A 17,228-nucleotide genomic window follows, 5' to 3' on the forward strand; every position below is an offset into this window, starting at 1 on the left:
GCCGATGCGGCGCGTCCGCTCGTTATCGTTATCGTCCACGCGGCGCCGGGCGCCGCCAGCGGCCGCCTCAGGCGGGCAGCTCGAACAGACCGGCAGCGCCCATGCCGCCGCCGATGCACATCGTCGTCACCACGTAGCGCACGCCGCGACGGCGCCCTTCGAGCAGCGCGTGCATCACCATGCGCGCGCCGCTCATGCCGAACGGATGGCCGACGGCGATCGCGCCGCCGTCGACATTGAGCCGGTCGTCGGCAATGCCGAGCTGGTCGCGGCAGTAGATCACCTGGCAGGCGAACGCTTCGTTCAGCTCCCAGAGCCCGATGTCCGAGACCTTGAGGCCGTGCCGGGCGAGCAGCTTGGGCACCGCGAACACCGGGCCGATGCCCATTTCGTCCGGCTTGCAGCCGGCGACCGCGAAGCCGCGATAGATGCCGAGCGGCGCGAGGCCGCGGCGCCGGGCCTGCTCGCCGCTCATCAGCAGCACCGCGGCGGCGCCGTCCGACAGCTGCGAGGCGTTGCCGGCGGTGACGTGCTCGCCCTGCTTCACCCACTGGCCGTCCTTCCAGACCGGCTTGAGCGCACTCAGGCTTTCGAGCGTGGTCTGCGGCCGGTTGCCCTCGTCGCGGTCGAGCGTGACGCGCTGCTTCTCGGTCGGGTTGCCTTCCTTGTCGAACAGCTGCTGCTCGACGCTGATCGGCACGATCTCGGCGGCGAAGCGGCCGGCCTGCTGCGCCTCGGCGGTGCGCTGCTGGCTCTGCAGCGCATAGGCGTCCTGCTGCGCGCGCGAGATGCCGTAGCGCGAGGCGACCAGCTCGGCGGTCTCGATCATCGGGATGTACGCCGTCGGCTCGGCGGCGATCACCGCCTTCGACGCGAAGCGGTAGGTGTTCTTGTGCTTGTTCTGCACCAGCGAGATCGACTCGAGGCCGCCGGCGACGACGATGTCCTGCTCGCCGGCGATGATGTTCTTGGCGGCGATCGCGATCGTCTGCAGGCCCGACGAGCACTGGCGGTCGAGCGTCATGCCCGGCACGCTGTCCGGCAGCCCGGCCGTGTACGCGCACAGCCGGCCGAGGTTGTAGGCCTGCGTGCCCTGCTGCGCGGCGCAGCCGAGCAGCACGTCGTCGACCTCGCCCGGCGCCACGCCGGCGCGCTCGACGGCGGCCTTGATGACGTGGCCGCCGAGCACCGGCGCCTCGGTGTCGTTGAAGGCGCCGCGATAGGCCTTGCCGATGCCGGTGCGGGCGACGCTGACGATGACGGCTTCGGTCATGGTGTGCATCCTGCACAAGCACGCGGCGTCCCTGCCGCGCTTTTCAAAACAAGCAGCGCATTGCGAATGGCGAGCATCGTCGATCTCTTCAGAAGTAGTAGCGCGAAATGGTGTCGGCGATGCAGGCCGGCTTGTCCTGGCCTTCGATCTCGACGGTGACGCGGATCGTCGCCTGCACGGCGCCGTCCTTGGTCTTCTCGGCGGCGATCAGCTCGCCGCGGCCGCGGACGCGGCTGCCGACGCGGACCGGCATCGGGAAGCGCACCTTGTCGAGGCCGTAGTTGACGCCCATGCGGATCTTCACGTCGAGGATCTCCGGCAGGAAGCGCGCCGCCAGCGACAGCGTCAGGTAGCCGTGCGCGATCGGCGCGCCGAACGGGCCGGCCTTGGCGCGCTCGACGTCGACGTGGATCCACTGCTGGTCGTCGGTGGCGTCGGCGAAGGTGTTGACGCGCTGCTGCGTGATCGTCAGCCATTCGCCGGTGCCGAGCGGCTGGCCGACGGCGGCGAGGATTTCTTCGGCGTTGTGGAAAACGGGTTTGCTCATGTTTCGTTCTCGTTGCGCTCAGGCGCGCTGGCTCGACGCCGAGATCGTCTCGCCGACCAGATACGAGGCGTAGTCCGAGGCGAGGAAGACCATGACGTTGGCGATCTCCCAGGCCTCGGCGCCGCGGCCGAAGGCCTCGCGGCTGGCCAGCTCGTTGAGCAGCGCTTCCGGCGCGCTCTTGCGCAGGTGCTCGTGGAAGACGATCGACGGCGACACGGCGTTGATGCGAATGCCGTACTCGGCGGCTTCGAGCCCGCTGCAGCGCGTCAGCGCCATCACGCCGGCCTTGGCCGCCGCGTAATGCGCCTGTTCCTGCTGCGCGCGCCAGCCGAGCACCGAGGCGTTGTTGACGATGGCGCCGCGGCGGCGCGGCTGCATCTTGCGCAGCATCGCCCGCGTCATGCGGAACGTCCCGGTCAACGTCACGTCGAGCACCTTGTGCCACTCCTCGTCCGTCATGTCGACGACGCGCTTGCTGCCGCCGAGACCGGCGTTGTTGATCAGCACGTCGACGCCGCCGAGGCGCTCCTCGGCCTCGTCGACCAGGGCCTGCACGTCGGCCTCGACGGCAACGTTGGCGAGCCGGCCATGCACCTCGCAACCGGCATGCTGTGCCTTCAGCGCCGCCACCGCCTCGTCCAGACGGCGGGGGTGGATGTCGGAGATGAGCAGCGCCCGCGCACCCTCCTCGGCGCAGCGGCTGGCGGCGGCGAAGCCGATGCCGCCGCCGGCGGCGGCGGTGACGAGGACGCTGCGGCCGCGCAGCAGGCCGTGCGCGGGCACGTAGGGCGGTGGCGGGACGGTGATCATTCGGGTTTCAGCTCGCAGGCCGCGGCTCGCGCGGCAGGTTGAGGCCGCGCTCGGCGATGAGGTTGAGTTGGATCTCGTTGGTGCCGGCGTAGAGGGTGTCGGCGCGCGAGAAGAAGAACAGCTGCTGCAGCGGGCGGATCGCCGGATCGTCGGAGATCACGTCGGCCTGCGCGCCGAGCACGTCGGCGGCGAGCTTGCCGAGCTCGCGGTGCCAGTTCGACCAGTAGTACTTGTAGATCAGCGCCTCGCGCTTGAGGCCGAGCGCGGCGCCGTCGCCGAGCATGCGCATGGCGTTGTAGCGCATCACGCGCAGCCCGCTCCAGGCCTGCGCGAGGCGCTGGCGGATCTGCGCGTCGGCGAGGCGGCCGTTGCGCTGCGCCGCCTGCACGACCAGCGCCAGCTCGTGCGCGAAGTGCATCTGCTGGCCGAGCGTCGACACGCCGCGCTCGGCTTCGAGCAGGCCCATCGCCACCTTCCAGCCCTCGCCGGGCGCGCCGACGACGTGCTCGGCGGCGGCGACCGCCTGGTCGAAGAACACCTCGTTGAACTCGGCGCCGCCGCCCATCTGGCGGATCGGGCGGATCTCGATGCCGGGCTGGGCGAGCGGCAGCAGCAGGAACACCAGCCCCTTGCTGCCCTTGCTGCCCGGCTCGCAGCGCGCCAGCACGAAGATCCAGTCCGACTCGTGGGCCAGCGACGTCCAGATCTTCTGCCCGGACACGCGCCACGAACCGTCGGCCTGGCGCTCGGCGCGCGTCTGCACGTTGGCGAGATCGGAGCCGGCGTTCGGCTCGGAATAGCCCTGCGCCCAGAACTCCTCGCCGGCGACGATCTTGGGCAGGAAACGGCGCTGCTGCGCCTGGCTGCCGAACTGGATCAGCGTCGGCCCGATCAGGCCCTCGCCGATGTGCCCCATGCGGCCGGGGCCGCCGGCGCGCGCGTATTCCTCGTGGAAGATCACCTGTTGCGCGATCGTCAGGCCACGGCCGCCGGCCTCGCGCGGCCAGCCGACGCAGGTCCAGCCGCCGGCGGCGAGCTCGCGCTCCCATGCCTTGCGCAGCGCCGGATCGGCTTCCTCGTCGCCGGGCCCGCCGCGATGCCGCAGGCTCGCGTAGCGGCCCGTCAGGTGCTCGCGCATCCAGCCGGCGACCTCGGCGCGGAAGCGCGCGGCGTCGGCGTCGGCATCGGCGGCCGCCTGCTCGGTCTTGCCGAGCTGCGTCGCGGCGATTTCCTCGCGCAGCGCGTCGGCGGTGCCGAGCCAGTGGCTGGCCGCCTGCGCGCGCTTGAAGTAGAGCTGCGGATCGTATTCCCAGGTGAAGCCGACGCCGCCGTGCAGCTGCACCGCTTCCTGCGCGCACCAGAACAGCGTATCGGCCGACAGCTGGCGCGCCGCGGCGCATTCGCCGGCGAGCGTGCCGGCATCGGCGCCGGCGGCGGCGGCCGCGGCGGCGCCGGCGACCGCCGAGCGCAGCGCCTCGATCTTCACCATCATTTCCGCGCAGCGGTGCTTGACCGCCTGGAAGCCGCCGACGACGCGGCCGAACTGCTTGCGCTGCGCGACGTAGGCGACCGTGAGGTCGAGGCACTGCTGCGCGGCGCCGAGGCTTTCGGCGGCGACGAACAGCCGCGCCAGCGCCAGCGCCCGTGCCAGGCCGTCGCCGCGCTGCGGATCGTCGATGCGCTCGGCGGCGACGTCGGCGAGGGTCAGCGTCGCGAAGCGGCGCGTCTGGTCCCAGGTCGCCAGCGGCGTCGCCGTCACGCCGGCCGCGTCGCGCGGCACCGCGAACAGGCCGTAGCCGGACGCGGTGCGCGCGAACAGCAGCAGCGTGTCGGCGCTGGCGCCGTCGACGACGGCCGGCGCCTCGCCGCGCAAGCTCCAGGCAGCGCCGTCCGGGCTCGCCGTCAGCGTCGCGGCGGCCAGCGACCAGTCGCCGTCCGGCAGCGCCACGCCGAATCGCACGCCACCTTCGGCGACGATCGGCAGCAGGCGCTCGCGCGCCGCGGCGCTGCCGGCCTCGACGATCAGCGTGGTGCCGAGCAGAACCGTCGCGAAGTACGGCGTGCAGAACAGGCGGCGGCCGATCTGCTCGGCGAGCAGCGCCAGCTCGACCGCGCCGAGACCGAGACCGCCCTGCGCTTCGGGCACCGCGATCGCGCACCAGCCGAGTTCGCCGGCGAGGCGCTGCCAGAGTTCGGCGTCGAAGCCGTGCGCGCTCGCCATGTGGCGGCGGACGGCGGCGGAGTCACTGACGTCGGCGAGGAAATTCTCGGCGGCGTCGCGGATCAGCAGCTGGTCGTCGCTGAGAGACAGGTTCATCGGGATCGGGCGGGAGATACGGCCCGCATTATTCGAAGAACCCGGCGCCTACTCTTCACCCATTGGGACGAATGCCCCTGACCCGGGCCTGTCCGCTGCTCAGTTCAGCTGCAGCGCCTGCAGGCGCTGCAGCTTGCCGGCGTAGATGTCGCGGTCGCGCAGATTGGTGCTCAGGCGCATCGCCTCGCCGAGATGCTGCTCGGCGTCGCGGGCATCGCCGAGCCGCGCGCTCGCCACGGCGATCGCGTAGTGCACTTCGGCGCTGTACGGAATGTGCTCGAGTTCGCGCCGATACAGCGCCATCGCCCCGTTCACGTCGCCCGCGGCCATCGCGCGGTAGCCGGCGTCGAGAAACTGGAACGGCTGATAGGCAGCGAGCCGCGCCAGGCGCGCGCGCAGGCGCGCGGCATCGGCGAGACGCCGGGTCTGCTCGTAGAGGCCGGCGAGGTTGTTCATCAGCTGCGCATCGCGCGGCGCGAGCGCGAGACCGCGCTGCAGCGCGGCCTCGGCCCTATCGAAGTCGCCGCTGCGGCGGTAGACCACGCCGAGCGTGTTGTAGGCGCTCGCGAACGCCGCCGTCCGGATCGACGCGCGCGCCCACCAGTACGCCTGCCGGGCATCGCCGGCCACCAGGGTCTCGGCCGCGCGGTTGTTCATGAACATCGCCACGATCAGGCGTTCCGGCACTTCCTCGGTGTCATGCGAAAGCACGCCGCGCGCCGGCGCGAAGTCGATGACCAGGCCCGGTTCCGATATGCCGGTCGTCAGCCCGTAGCGCCGATGCGGATCGAGCACGATGTTGACGTGGCCGTTCAGGAACACGAGATCGCCGCTGCGCGTCCACGCGCCTTCGCCATGCACGAGCTGGTAGCGCAGCGGAATATCGAGGCGCTTGGCGAACGCCGAGGCCAGGATCACCAGCGAAAGACAGTTGCCGGCGCCGGCGGCGAAGGTTTCGCCGGCCGTGCGCGTGACGGCCGCGTCGTAGTCGATGCGCAGGTCCTCGGTCAGCGAGGTGAACAGCGCGCGGCTGTGGCCGAGGATCACGGCGCGCTTGCGGATGTGATCCTGCAGGTAGGCGTCCATCGCCGGACTCAGCGCAAAGAGGTCGAGCTGTTGCAGCGCCGCCGGCGGCTCGCCGTAGCGTTCGTCGGCGAACAGCGCATCGGACGCCGCCGGCGGTGCGAACGTCGCGCAGCCGGCGAGCAGCGCGAGTCCGATCGCGGCCAGGCCTGTCACGGCTTTTTTCATGGGCGCGCCCCTCCGACGGCCGGCATTTTTCCGGACCGTCCGGTCGCGCTTGCGCCGCGGGACGGGCGGTCGCGGCCAGCTTAGCGCAGCCCGGCCGTCAGGCGTATGCCGACAGCCGGGCCCGCTCGCCGGCGTCGAGCGCCACCGCCTTGCGGCTTTCGGCGTCGATGCGCACCAGCACCGTCTCCGCCGTCGCCGCGCAGTGTTCGCCGTCGAACAGGCCGATGCCGAGCCGGAACGAGCTGCGGCCGAGCTCGAGCACGCGCAGGCCGACGCGCAGCCGGCCCGGATAGTGCAGCTCGCGGCGGTAGTCGAGTTCGAGCCGGACGATGACGTTCTGGCGCGGCGCGAACGGCACCCACAGGCCCGTCTCGCGCAGGAACGCGGCGCGCCCGCTCTCCGCGTAGACCGTGAAGGCGATGTTGTTGACGTGGCCGAGCAGGTCCAGATCGGCGAAGCGGATCTGCTCGTCGGTCCAGAAGCGGTACGCGGCCGGATCGGTGGCCGCGGCGGGGGCGCCGGCGCTCATCGCCTCAGGTGCCGTAGACCTTCTGCGGCGCCGGCGATTGCGCGATCAGCTCGTCGACGACCGCGCCCAGCTCGGCCGGATTCCAGCGCGCCTTCTTGTCGCGGACGATGCCGGTCTTCCAGCCGGTGGCGATCGAGACCTTGCCGCCCTCGACTTCGAACACCTTGCCGCTGACGTGCGCCGACTGCGGGCTGCACAGCCAGACCACCAGCGGCGCGACGTTGGCCGGATCGTAGTGGTCGAAGCTGCCGTCGTCCGGCTTTTTCATCACCGAACCGAACACCGGTTCGGTCATGCCGGTGCGCGCCGCCGGCGCCAGGGCGTTGGCGGTGACGCCGTAACGGCGCAGCTCGGCGGCCTGCACCAGCGTCAGCGAGGCGATGCCGCCCTTGGCCGCCGCGTAGTTGCTCTGCCCGACCGAGCCCTGCAGGCCGGCGCCGGAGCTGGTGTTGACGATGCGCGCGTCGACCTTCTGCCCGGCCTTGCTCTGGTCGCGCCAGCGCTGCACGAGGCGGCTGGCGATGCAGAAGTGGCCCTTGAGGTGGACCTTGATGACGAGATCCCAGTCCTCCTCGGACAGCGAGGCGAACATGCGGTCGCGGACGATGCCGGCGTTGTTGACGACGCCGTGCACGTCGCCGAAGGCGGCGACGCCGGCGTCGACGATCGCCTGCGCGCCGCTCATCGAGGTGATGTCCTCGCAGGCGACGACGGCCTTGCCGCCGGCCTTGGTGATTTCGTCGACGACGCCCTGCGCGGCTTCGCGGCGGATGTCGTTGACGACGACGCTGGCGCCTTCGGCGGCGAGCGCGAGCGCGTACTCGCGGCCGAGACCGCTGCCGGAGCCGGTGACGATGATGGTGCGGTGGTCGCAGATGCCCATGAACTGATCCTTCGGTCTTCGATAGTCGCTAGTCGCTTGCCCGGTTCGCCTTGCGCGTCGATCCGGCCTTCTTTTCGCCTTGACGGCGCCCTACTTCTTTTTGCTTGTGCAAAGAAAAAAGTAAGCAAGAGAAACACACCCCTGGCTTACGCGCCGGCCCTCGCAGTGGCTCGGGCGTTCGCCGGGGCGGATGTCCACCGGACATCCGCAACCCCCCGGCTCACCCTGCGATGCTCGCCGCCCGGCCGGCGCTGAAACTCGCGGTGCTGCGCACCGCTCAAACAGTCAGCGCCGGACAGCCCCGGACCGGCTGCGCTTCTCGGCGCTACGCAAAGGGGACCCGGAAGAAAACAGCAAAGCTGCTTTGGCTGTTGCTGTTGACGTTCGGGTCCCCTTGGGCCGCACCGAGCAGCGCAGCGCGCGCAGGGAATGGCCGGCCAGGACGGCCGGCCAAGTCGCCGCCGCGGCAGGGATGCCGCGTCGGCGACGGTCCCGAGCACGTGAGCAGCGCAGGGCACTTCGCGCAGCGAAGTGCGGCCCCAGGGGTGTGCTTTCTTTTGCTTACTTTTCTTTGCACAAGCAAAGAAAAGTGAGTCGCGCGTGAGCGCGAAACCAAAAGCCCGAAATGCATGCGCCCGGCACGAGTGTGAAACCGGCGCTCTCGCGCCGGTCCTCACCCCGTCCCTCCCCCGCAGGCGGGAGAGGGAATGAGGGCTGAGCGCATGCATCTCGTCAGAGCAGCTTCCTTCAGAGCCGCTCGATGATCGTCACGTTGGCGACGCCGCCGCCCTCGCACATCGTCTGCAGGCCGTAGCGCTTGTTGGTGCGCTCCAGCTCGTGCAGCAGCGTCGTCATCAGCTTGACGCCGGTCGCGCCGAGCGGATGGGCGAGCGCGATGCCGCCGCCGTTGACGTTGGTCTGCGCGTGCGGATAGCCGGTTTCCTTGAACCAGGACAGCACCACCGGCGCGAAGGCTTCGTTGATCTCGACCAGGTCGATGTCCTGCATCTTCATGCCCGACTTCTTCAGCGCGTACTGCGTCGCCGGGATCGGCGCGGTCAGCATGAAGATCGGATCGTCGGCGTACACGCTCATGTGGTGGATGCGCGCGCGCGGCTTCAGGCCGTAGCGCTGCAGCGCCTTCTCGGAGACGATCAGCATCGCCGACGCGGCATCGCCGGTCTGGCTCGACACGCCCGCGGTGATCGTGCCGCCCGGCGCCAGCGGTTCGAGCTGCGCCATCTGTTCGAGCGAGGTGTCGCGCACCGTCTCGTCCATCTTCAGGCCCGCGGTTTCGACGATCTCGCGGTCGAAGCGGCCTTCCTTCTGCGCGGCGCGCGCGCGGCGGTGGCTCTCCAGCGAGAACACTTCCATCTCCTCGCGCGAGATCTTCCACTTGTCGGCGATCAGCTGCGCGCCGTGGAACTGCGAGACCGGCTCGGTGCCGAAGCGCTCGACCCAGCCCTTCGAGCCCGAGAACGGATCGGCGAAGCCGAGCGGCTTGGCGGCGATCATCGCCGACGAGATCGGGATCTGCGTCATGGTCTGCACGCCGCCGGCGACGATCACGTCCTGCGTGCCGCTCATCACCGCCTGCGCGGCGAAGTGCACGGCCTGCTGCGAGGAGCCGCACTGACGGTCGATGGTGACGCCCGGCACGTGCATCGGCAGCCCGGCGGCCAGCCAGCAGGTGCGCGCGATGTTGCCGGCGAGCGGGCCGATCGCATCGAGGCAGCCGAAGATCACGTCGTCGTAGTCCTCGGCGGGAATGCCGTTGCGCTCGACGAGCGCCTTGATGGCGTGCGCGCCGAGATCGGCACCGTGCATGTGGGCGAGGCTGCCCTTGCGCTTGCCGGTGGGCGTGCGCAGAGCGTCGACGATATAGGCTTCGGCCATTTCAATCTCTTCCTTAGGTTCAAAAAGTGGTGCCGGGCCCGAGACGGGCTCCGGGGGTGAGGATCGCGGCGGCGATGCGCGCCTTGTGGAACTTGGCGTCGCCCCAGGCGGCATCGAGCGCCCAGGCGCGCTTCATGTACATCTGCAGATCGGCTTCCCAGGTGTAGCCCATCGCGCCGTGCGCCTGGATGCTCTTGCGCGCCGCCAGCCGGGCCGCTTCCCCCGCCGCGAGTTTAGCGTGCGAGACCTGCACGTCGCGGCGCGGATCGTCGGTGGCCAGCGCCTGCGCCGCGCGGTGCACCACCGGCTCGGCGAATTCGATCTTCACGGCGACGTCGGCGAGGTGATGCTTGACGGCCTGGAACGAGCCGACCGGCTTGCCGAACTGCTTGCGCTGCGCGGCGTGATCGACGCCGAGATCGAGCATGCGCTGCGCCAGGCCGAGCAGCTGCGCGCTCGCCGCCAGCGCGGCGCGGTCGAGCACGTCGGCCCACAAACGCCGGCCCTGCGCGGCCGGACAGATGCGCGTCGCCGGCGACGGCGTCCACGCCGGCTTGTAGAGGCGCCGCGACAGGTCGATGCTGGGGTTGAACGACAGCTGTACCTGATCGGGCGTCAGCGCGTGAATCTCGTCGTCGTGCCAGAGCAGCAGCAGATCGGCGTTGGCGGCGTCGGCGACCAGCGGATTGACCGGATGGCCGACGGCGATGCGCGCCGTGCCGGCGGCGACGCGCGGCAACCATTCGCGCTTGAGCTGCACGTCGGCCGGCAGATGCGTCAGCAGGTACACCGCCAGGTAGGCGCTGTCGGTCAGCGAATCGGGAATCGCGAAGTAGCCGAGCTCCTGCTGCACCAGCACCCAGTCGAGATCGCCGAGGCCGATGCCGCCGAACGCCTCCGGCACCGACAGCGCGGTCAGGCCCTGGTCGGCGAGCTTGGCGCGCAGCTCGGCGGAGCGGCCGCTCTTGGTCGTCTCCCAGACCTCGCGCAGCATTTCCGGCGCCGCCTCGACCATCAGGAACTTGTGGATGGCGTCGCGGAAGGCGAGTTGCTGTTCGTCGAAAGTGAAGTCCATGGATATGTCGGTCGCGCAGCGACTCAGCGAACGTCCGTCCGCACGGCGGCGGACGGGACGGGAATGGGCAGGAGCGCCGGCGGCGGCGTGCGCGCGGCGGATGGCGACGCCAGTGGCGGCGACGCGCTCATGAGCGCGGCAGGCCGAGCATGCGCTCGGCGATGATGTTGCGTTGGATTTCGTTGGTGCCGGCGTAGATCGGCCCGGCCTGCGCGAACAGGAAGCCGTCGAGCCAGCCGTGGCCCGGCCCCTGCACGCCGGCATCCGGCGCGTCCGGCATCAGCTCGCCGAGCGGGCCGAGGATGCGCATCGCGGTCTCGTGCATCAGCAGGTCCAGCTCGGACCAGAAGATCTTGTTGGTGCTCGCCTCGGCGCCGATCTTGGCACCCTTGCCGAGCCGGCTGGCGGTGCGGTAGGTCGCCAGCGCGTAGGCCTCGGCGTCCATCCAGCTCTTGATGACGGCGTCGCGGATGCCCGGGTCGGCGTCGGCGCTGGCCTGGTTCTGCAGATACAGCTCGACGAGATGGCGCGCGGTCTGCTGGAAGCGCGCCGGCGAACGCAGCATCAGGCCGCGCTCGAAGCCGGCGGTGGCCATCGCCACGTTCCAGCCGGCGCCTTCGTCGCCGAGGCGGTTGGCGACCGGCACGCGCACATCGTCGAAGAAGATCTCGGCGAAGCCCGGCAGGCCGTTGAGCTGCTTGATCGGCCGGATGGTGATGCCCGGCAGGTTCAGCGGCAGCAGGATGAAAGTCAGCCCGTGATGCCGGCTCGATTCCGGATCGGTGCGGAACATGCCGAACAGCCAGTCGGCCCAGACCGCACGCGTCGACCAGATCTTCTGGCCGTTGATGACGTACTCGTCGCCGTCGCGGATCGCCTTGCTGCGGATCGCCGCCATGTCGGAACCGGCGCCCGGCTCGGACCAGCCCTGCGCCCAGACGTCCTGGCCGGACGCCATGCGCGGCAGGAAGCGCGCCTTCTGCTCCGGCGTGCCGTATTCGATCAGCGTCGGCGCGAGCAGGAACACGCCGTTCTGGTTGACGCGCAGCGGCGCGCCGGCGGCCCAGTATTCCTCTTCGAAGATCAGCCACTCGATCAGGTCGCAGCCGCGGCCGCCGTACGCCGCCGGCCAGGTCACCGCGCTCCAGCGGCCCTCGAACAGCCGCGCCTCCCACTGGCGGTGCGCCTCGAAACCCTCGGCGGTATCGAAGCTCGGCAGCGTCTGCTTCGGCACGTGCGCGGCCAGCCAGTCGCGAATCTCCTGGCGGAACTGCTTCTGTCGTTCGGTGTATTGCAGTCTCATGGATTACTCGTGCGTGCGCCGCCGCAGCGGCGCCGGCCGTGCGCGACGGGGCGTTCGCCCGGCGCCGCGCAAGGCCGGTTCTGGATTCATGGCTTGGCAGCGAACTGGGCTTCGCGCTTCTCGACGAAGGCGCGGCGCGTTTCCGCCGAGTCCTTCTCGCTGTAGGCCTGCAGCGTGAAGCCCTGCTCCCAGCGGTACTTGTCTTCGAGGTTGCCGTCCTCGATGCCGTTCAGCGATTCCTTGGCGAGGCGGATCATCGCCGTCGACTTGGCGGCGATCGAACGCGCGATCGCCAGCGCCGCGTCGCGCAGCTCGCTGCGCGGCACGACGCGCTCGACGGCGCCGAGCCGGTGCGCTTCGGCGGCCGTGATCGGCTCGCCGGTGAAATACATCATGCGCACCTTCTGCACCGGGAACAGGCGCTGCAGGTGCGCGCCGCCGCCCATCGCGCCGCGGTCGACTTCCGGCACGCCGAAGGTGGCGTCCTCGGCGGCGACGACGATGTCGGCGGCGCCGGTCAGGCCGATGCCGCCGCCGAGCACGAAGCCGTGCACGGCGGCGATCACCGGCAACGGATTGCGGTGCACGGCGCGGAACGAGCGGTAGTTGCCGGCGTTGACCGAGACGATGCGCTCGGGATGCTTGTCGAGCTCTTTGATGTCGACGCCGGCGCAGAAGCCGCGGCCTTCGGCGCGCAGCACGATGACGCGCGCCGCCGGATCGCGGCCGAGGCGCTCGATCTCGTCGGCGAGCGCGTGCCAGCCGGCGTCGTCGAGCGCGTTGACCGGCGGGCGGTTGATGACGAGTTCGGCGATGCCGTCTTCGATCGTGGTCTGGAATCCGTGGTTCATATGGTTTCTCTGGTGGCGGCCTCGGCGCTGCGCGCCGCGCTCTGCCTAGCCCTCTCTCTCAAGCGGGAGAGGGGCTGGGGGAGAGGGTGCCGAGCGCCGCGAGGCGTTGCTCGGCTTCGGCGACGATCGATGCGATCAGCTCGGCGACCGGCGGCAGGCTGTCGATGACGGCGGCGACCTGGCCGCTCGGCAGCACGCCCTCGTCGGGACGGCCCTCGACCATCGCGCGCTGGATCAGCACCGGCGCGTTCGCGGCCATCATCGTTTGAATGGCGGAGTCGCCTTCGCGCAGCGCGCCGACGAAGGTCCTGGCCATGTGCGCGACCGACATGCCGGTGTGCGCGCGCCAGTGCCAGGCGCTGGCCAGCGCCACGAACAGGCGATGCAGCAGGCCGCCGCTTTCGAGGCGCAGCAGGAAGGGGTTGTCGATCATGCGCTGCGGCATGCCGTCGACGGCGGTCGAGGCGCGGATCCGCGCCGGATCGTGGACGGCGACGTACTTCGCCAGCGTCTCGCGCGGCACCGGCGATTCGGCCGTCATCAGAAAGCGCGTGCCCATGGCGATGCCGGCGGCGCCGAAGGCCAGCGCGCCGGCGAGACCGCGGCCGCTGTGGAAGCCGCCGGCGGCGACGACCGGCACCTGCACCGCGTCGAGCACCTGCGGCAGCAACAGCGTGGTCGGCACCGAACCGGTGTGACCGCCGCCCTCGCCGCCCTGCACGGTGATGATGTCGGCGCCGAGCTCGATCGCCTTGACCGCGTGCTTGAGCGCGCCGACGGTCGGCATGCACAGCACGCCGGCGTCCTTGAAGCGTTGGATCGTCTTCGCATCGGGACCGCGGCCGTACGACACCGCGCGCACGCGGTCGGCGTTCTCGAGCACCAGCTCGATGACCTCGCGCGCGTTCGGCTGGAACATGTGGAAGTTGACGCCGAACGGGCCGGTGGTCGCCGCGCGCACCGCGGCGATTTCGTCGCGCAGCGTCGCGGTCGACATCGTCGCCGCGGCGAGAAAGCCGAAGCCGCCGGCGTTGGTGGTCGCCGTGACCAGCCGGCTGGTCGCGACCCAGCCCATCGCCGTCTGCACGATCGGATGGCGGCAGCCGAGCAGTTCGGTCAGCGGCGTCTGCAGAGCGCTCATCGGGAACCGTCCTTGGCGTCGGCGGCTTTGTTGGCGGCGGCCATCGCCTTGGCGTCGAGGCCGGCGAGGTTGTTGCCGGTGACGAGCTGGTTGTGCGCGTGCGCGAAGTGGTGCCAGCCGAAGGCGGCGTCCATCGCCGTGCGCTTGCCGCGCAGATCCTCGATGTGATTGATCGACTGCTTGGCCAGCGCCAGCGCCAGACGCGGCTGCGCGGCAAGCTTCGCGGCCATCGCGCGCACCTCGGCGGCCAGCGCCGCGCGCGTCGTCACGCGGTTGACCATGCCCATCTGCTGCGCGCGCGCCGCGTCCATGCGCTCGCCGAGGAACAGGAATTCCTTGGCGATGCGCGGATGCAGCTCGAAGGCGTGCGCGAAGTATTCGACGCCCGGAATGCCCATCTGCAGCACCGGGTCCTGAAAGTACGCGTCGTCGCTGGCGACGATCAGGTCGCAGACCCAGGCCAGCATCAGGCCGCCGGCGATGCAGGCGCCCTGCACCTGCGCGATGGTCGGCTTCGGAACATCGCGCCAGCGGCGGCACATGCCGAGGTAGACCTCCTGCTCGCGCACCAGCTGCGCTTCGGCGCCGGGCTTGCCGACGTGGTCGTACCACAGGTGCTCGCGCTCGAAGGTTTCGTGCGCGTCGCGCTCCGGCGTGCCGATGTCGTGGCCGGCCGAGAAATTCTTTCCGGCGCCGGCCAGCACGATGACCTTGACCGCGTCGTCGTCGACGGCGCGGCGGAACGACGCGTCGAGCGCGTAGGTCATCTTCGAGTTCTGCGCGTTGTGATAGCGCGGCCGGTTCATCGTGATGGTGGCGATGCCGTCCTGCACCTCGTACAGCACGACCGGCTCGCTGGCGGCTTGCGGATTCATGGCCGTCATCGTTCAGCGCTTGACGATGACCGACGAGCCGTGGCCGAACAGGCCCTGGTTCGCGGTGATGCCGACGCGCGCGTTGTCGACCTGGCGCGCGCCGGCCTGGCCGCGCAGCTGCCAGGTCAGCTCGCAGACCTGGGCGAGCGCCTGCGCCGGCACCGCCTCGCCGAAACAGGCGAGCCCGCCGGACGGATTGACCGGCACGCGGCCGCCGATCGTCGTCGCGCCCTCGCGCACCAGCCGCGCCGCATCGCCGCGCGCGCACAGCTGCAGGTCCTCGATCCAGTCGAGTTCGAGCGCGGTCGACAGGTCGTAGACCTCGGCGACGCTGACATCGGCCGGATCGACGCCGGCCTCCTCATAGGCCTTCGCCGGCAGCGCGGCGCGGAAGCTCTGCGCCTTTGCAGCGATCGCCGAGTCGGTGGCGATGTCCGGCATCTCGACCAGCGCGGAAGCGAAGGTCGGCGTCACCGTCGACACCGCGGCGACGCGCGGCGCGTCGGCCTTGCCGATGCGGCGCGCGTAATCGACGCTGGAGACGATGATCGCCGCGGCGCCGTCGGACACCGCGCAGACGTCCATCAGGCGCAGCGGATCGGCGAGCATCGCCGAGGCGGCGACGTCCTCGGCCGTGAATTTCTTGCGATAGCGCGCGTTCGGATTGGTGTAGCCGTGCGCGGCGTTCTTGACCTTGACCGCGGCGAAGTCGGCCAGCGTGTCGCCGTACAGCGCCATGCGGCGGCGCGCATACAGCGCGAAGTAGGTCGGGTTGGTGATGCCGATGCGAAAGCGCACCCAGTCCGGGTCGTCCGGACGATCGCCCGGCGCCGGCTTGAGAAAGCCCTTCGGCGTGGTGTCGGCGCCGATCACGAGCGCGACTTCGCATTCGCCGGACAGGATCTTCGAGCGCGCGGCGGCCAGCGCCTGCGAGCCCGACGCGCAGGCCGCGTACGAGGTGTTGACCTGCGCGCCCTGCCAGCCGAGCGCCTGCGCGAAGGTCGCGCCGGCGACCTGGCCGGGATAGCCGTTGCGGATCGTCGCCGCGCCGGAGACGAACTGCACGTCGCGCCATTTCACGCCGGCATCGGCGAGCGCAGCGCGCGCGGCGACGACGCCGTATTCGACGAAGCTCTTGCCCCACTTGCCCCAGGGGTGCATGCCGACGCCGAGGATGGCGATGTCGCGGCTCATGCCATGGCTCCGGCCGGCGCCCACTTCCAGGTCAGCTTGCCGTCGGCGAGCGCTTCGAGCTTCAGCGCCATCGTCATGCCGACCTTCAGTTGTTCGACGCCGACGCCGTCGACGACCGGGCCGAGCACGATCATCTGCTCGGCCGCCAGTTCGACGGCGGCGATCGCGAACGGCCGGTACGCTTCCTTGTCGACCTGCGCGAACGGCTCCGGCGGCTGGTACGCGGCATTGGTGTACGACCACAGCGTGCCGGTGCGCGACAGCGGCACCTCGTCGAAGGCCTCGCCGTCGCAATCCGGATGGCGGCAGTAGCCGCTCTTCAGCTTCGGAAAATAGACCGTGCCGCAGCGCGCGCAGCGGTTGCCGAGCAGCTGCGGCCGCTCGGCATCGAGCGTGAACCAGCCGTCGAGCACGGGCATGGGCGCCGCGACGGCGGGCGCGTTCATGCTGCCGCCCTCACCGCCGGCGGATTGCCCTTGACCACCGTCGCGCGCAGGTTGTGCGGATCGAGGCGGCGGATGATCGCCAGCTGCTCGGCGCTCGGCAGCGGCGTCTCGCGCAGATCGTCGGCGCGCGCCAGCGCGAAGCCGGTCGCCGCCTGCACCTGCTCGAAGCTCACGCCGGGATGCAGCGAGCGCACGCGAAGGCCCTGGCCGGCCCATTTGTCCGGGCCACCGAAGTCCATCACGCACAGATCGGTGACGATCAGGCGCAGATCGACATAGTCGTGCTTCATGCCCGGCGCCCAGCGCTCGGCGCGGTAGCCGACGCCGGACACCATGTCGACCTCGCCGGCCACGAAGACGCGCGGGCCGTGGTTGGGCACGAACATCGAGTTCAGGTGGTTGATGCTGTTGCCCGGCAGGCCGCGCACGCCGAGGATCGCCGACTTCGGCTTCTCGTAGCTGCCGCCGACCACCGACAGATTGGTCTGGCCCCAGCGATCGATCTGCGTCGGGCCGATCATCGCGTGGCGGCGGCCGCCCCAGACGCATTCGAAGACGCGGTCGAAGGACATGTAGCCGGAATACTTCGGCACGTAGTCGCCGCGCGGGCCGAGCGGAATCGGCTCCTCGACCAGGAAGGTCTCGGAGTCCGTCATCAGCAGCTCCGGCGAGTGCGTGAGCTTGGCGAGCGAGGCGCCGAGGCGCGGCACGATGCCGATGCCGGAGGCGAGCAGCTCGCCGTTGTCGCGCCAGGCTTCGCTGGCGGCCACGATCATCAGCTCGGCAAGCGTCGCGGCTTCGGCGGGGGTTTCGACCGTCGTCATCTGGTTCATGGCT

Annotated in this window: 16 protein-coding genes and 1 pseudogene; all 17 read right to left on the bottom strand. The window is 70.5% G+C overall.

What is annotated here, in order from left to right; all coding sequences use genetic code 11:
* Positions 1–67 precede the first annotated feature (67 nt).
* Positions 68–1,273 carry an acetyl-CoA C-acyltransferase gene (locus H149_RS0111670; RefSeq protein ID WP_026353106.1) on the bottom strand — a complete coding sequence of 402 codons (1,206 nt, stop codon included), beginning with the start codon at positions 1,271–1,273 and terminating at the stop codon, positions 68–70.
* An 88-nt stretch (positions 1,274–1,361) separates the two neighbouring features.
* Positions 1,362–1,820: a MaoC family dehydratase gene (locus H149_RS0111675; RefSeq protein WP_020649940.1), complete on the bottom strand. Its 459-nt coding sequence runs from the start codon at positions 1,818–1,820 to the stop codon at positions 1,362–1,364.
* 18 nt (positions 1,821–1,838) lie between these two features.
* Positions 1,839–2,630, bottom strand: a complete 792-nt coding sequence (locus H149_RS0111680; RefSeq protein ID WP_020649941.1) for an SDR family oxidoreductase — start codon at positions 2,628–2,630, stop codon at positions 1,839–1,841.
* A 7-nt stretch (positions 2,631–2,637) separates the two neighbouring features.
* On the bottom strand, positions 2,638–3,858 hold the full coding sequence (locus H149_RS24380; protein ID WP_366507856.1) for an acyl-CoA dehydrogenase family protein: 1,221 nt from the start codon (positions 3,856–3,858) through the stop codon (positions 2,638–2,640).
* Positions 3,859–4,947 (bottom strand): annotated as a pseudogene (locus H149_RS24385) (acyl-CoA dehydrogenase family protein); the annotation flags it as partial.
* Between the two features lie 99 nt (positions 4,948–5,046).
* Complete coding sequence (locus tag H149_RS20750) at positions 5,047–6,198, bottom strand: tetratricopeptide repeat protein (RefSeq protein WP_020649943.1); 1,152 nt, start codon at positions 6,196–6,198, stop codon at positions 5,047–5,049.
* A gap of 97 nt (positions 6,199–6,295) precedes the next feature.
* Positions 6,296–6,727 (bottom strand): acyl-CoA thioesterase, encoded by a 432-nt coding sequence (locus H149_RS20755; RefSeq protein WP_020649944.1) that lies wholly within the window; start codon positions 6,725–6,727, stop codon positions 6,296–6,298.
* A gap of 4 nt (positions 6,728–6,731) precedes the next feature.
* Positions 6,732–7,610, bottom strand: coding sequence for an SDR family oxidoreductase (locus H149_RS0111700; RefSeq protein WP_020649945.1), 879 nt, complete (start codon positions 7,608–7,610; stop codon positions 6,732–6,734).
* A gap of 747 nt (positions 7,611–8,357) precedes the next feature.
* On the bottom strand, positions 8,358–9,506 hold the full coding sequence (locus H149_RS0111705; RefSeq protein WP_020649946.1) for an acetyl-CoA C-acetyltransferase: 1,149 nt from the start codon (positions 9,504–9,506) through the stop codon (positions 8,358–8,360).
* Positions 9,507–9,525: 19 nt separating this feature from the next.
* Positions 9,526–10,581: an acyl-CoA dehydrogenase family protein gene (locus tag H149_RS0111710; protein ID WP_020649947.1), complete on the bottom strand. Its 1,056-nt coding sequence runs from the start codon at positions 10,579–10,581 to the stop codon at positions 9,526–9,528.
* A 127-nt stretch (positions 10,582–10,708) separates the two neighbouring features.
* Positions 10,709–11,884 (bottom strand): acyl-CoA dehydrogenase family protein, encoded by a 1,176-nt coding sequence (locus H149_RS0111715; RefSeq protein ID WP_020649948.1) that lies wholly within the window; start codon positions 11,882–11,884, stop codon positions 10,709–10,711.
* Between the two features lie 86 nt (positions 11,885–11,970).
* Positions 11,971–12,735 (bottom strand): enoyl-CoA hydratase family protein, encoded by a 765-nt coding sequence (locus H149_RS0111720; RefSeq protein ID WP_020649949.1) that lies wholly within the window; start codon positions 12,733–12,735, stop codon positions 11,971–11,973.
* A gap of 58 nt (positions 12,736–12,793) precedes the next feature.
* The gene (locus tag H149_RS0111725) at positions 12,794–13,876 is read right to left on the bottom strand and encodes an NAD(P)H-dependent flavin oxidoreductase (protein ID WP_020649950.1); all 1,083 of its coding nucleotides are present in this window, start codon (positions 13,874–13,876) and stop codon (positions 12,794–12,796) included.
* Positions 13,873–14,760: an enoyl-CoA hydratase gene (locus H149_RS0111730; protein ID WP_020649951.1), complete on the bottom strand. Its 888-nt coding sequence runs from the start codon at positions 14,758–14,760 to the stop codon at positions 13,873–13,875. The genes H149_RS0111725 and H149_RS0111730 overlap by 4 nt, the downstream gene beginning before the upstream one ends.
* Before the next feature lie 3 nt (positions 14,761–14,763).
* Entirely contained in the window at positions 14,764–15,945 is a 1,182-nt protein-coding gene (locus H149_RS0111735; protein ID WP_026353107.1) for a lipid-transfer protein, read from the bottom strand.
* On the bottom strand, positions 15,942–16,391 hold the full coding sequence (locus H149_RS0111740; protein ID WP_020649953.1) for a Zn-ribbon domain-containing OB-fold protein: 450 nt from the start codon (positions 16,389–16,391) through the stop codon (positions 15,942–15,944). Before H149_RS0111740 ends, H149_RS0111735 begins: the two co-directional genes overlap by 4 nt.
* Positions 16,388–17,224, bottom strand: a complete 837-nt coding sequence (locus H149_RS0111745) for a CoA-transferase subunit beta (RefSeq protein WP_020649954.1) — start codon at positions 17,222–17,224, stop codon at positions 16,388–16,390. The genes H149_RS0111740 and H149_RS0111745 overlap by 4 nt, the downstream gene beginning before the upstream one ends.
* Positions 17,225–17,228 lie beyond the last annotated feature (4 nt).

The sequence above is a fragment of the Solimonas variicoloris DSM 15731 genome (assembly GCF_000382285.1).
Classification (GTDB): Bacteria; Pseudomonadota; Gammaproteobacteria; order Nevskiales; family Nevskiaceae; genus Solimonas; species Solimonas variicoloris.

Coding starts and splice junctions, on each gene's coding strand:
- H149_RS0111670 (WP_026353106.1), bottom strand. CDS start 1,273: ATGACCGAAGCCGTCATCGTCAGCGTCGCCCGCACCGGCATCGGCAAG.
- H149_RS0111675 (WP_020649940.1), bottom strand. CDS start 1,820: ATGAGCAAACCCGTTTTCCACAACGCCGAAGAAATCCTCGCCGCCGTC.
- H149_RS0111680 (WP_020649941.1), bottom strand. CDS start 2,630: ATGATCACCGTCCCGCCACCGCCCTACGTGCCCGCGCACGGCCTGCTG.
- H149_RS20750 (WP_020649943.1), bottom strand. CDS start 6,198: ATGAAAAAAGCCGTGACAGGCCTGGCCGCGATCGGACTCGCGCTGCTC.
- H149_RS20755 (WP_020649944.1), bottom strand. CDS start 6,727: ATGAGCGCCGGCGCCCCCGCCGCGGCCACCGATCCGGCCGCGTACCGC.
- H149_RS0111700 (WP_020649945.1), bottom strand. CDS start 7,610: ATGGGCATCTGCGACCACCGCACCATCATCGTCACCGGCTCCGGCAGC.
- H149_RS0111705 (WP_020649946.1), bottom strand. CDS start 9,506: ATGGCCGAAGCCTATATCGTCGACGCTCTGCGCACGCCCACCGGCAAG.
- H149_RS0111710 (WP_020649947.1), bottom strand. CDS start 10,581: ATGGACTTCACTTTCGACGAACAGCAACTCGCCTTCCGCGACGCCATC.
- H149_RS0111715 (WP_020649948.1), bottom strand. CDS start 11,884: ATGAGACTGCAATACACCGAACGACAGAAGCAGTTCCGCCAGGAGATT.
- H149_RS0111720 (WP_020649949.1), bottom strand. CDS start 12,735: ATGAACCACGGATTCCAGACCACGATCGAAGACGGCATCGCCGAACTC.
- H149_RS0111725 (WP_020649950.1), bottom strand. CDS start 13,876: ATGAGCGCTCTGCAGACGCCGCTGACCGAACTGCTCGGCTGCCGCCAT.
- H149_RS0111730 (WP_020649951.1), bottom strand. CDS start 14,760: ATGACGGCCATGAATCCGCAAGCCGCCAGCGAGCCGGTCGTGCTGTAC.
- H149_RS0111735 (WP_026353107.1), bottom strand. CDS start 15,945: ATGAGCCGCGACATCGCCATCCTCGGCGTCGGCATGCACCCCTGGGGC.
- H149_RS0111740 (WP_020649953.1), bottom strand. CDS start 16,391: ATGAACGCGCCCGCCGTCGCGGCGCCCATGCCCGTGCTCGACGGCTGG.
- H149_RS0111745 (WP_020649954.1), bottom strand. CDS start 17,224: ATGAACCAGATGACGACGGTCGAAACCCCCGCCGAAGCCGCGACGCTT.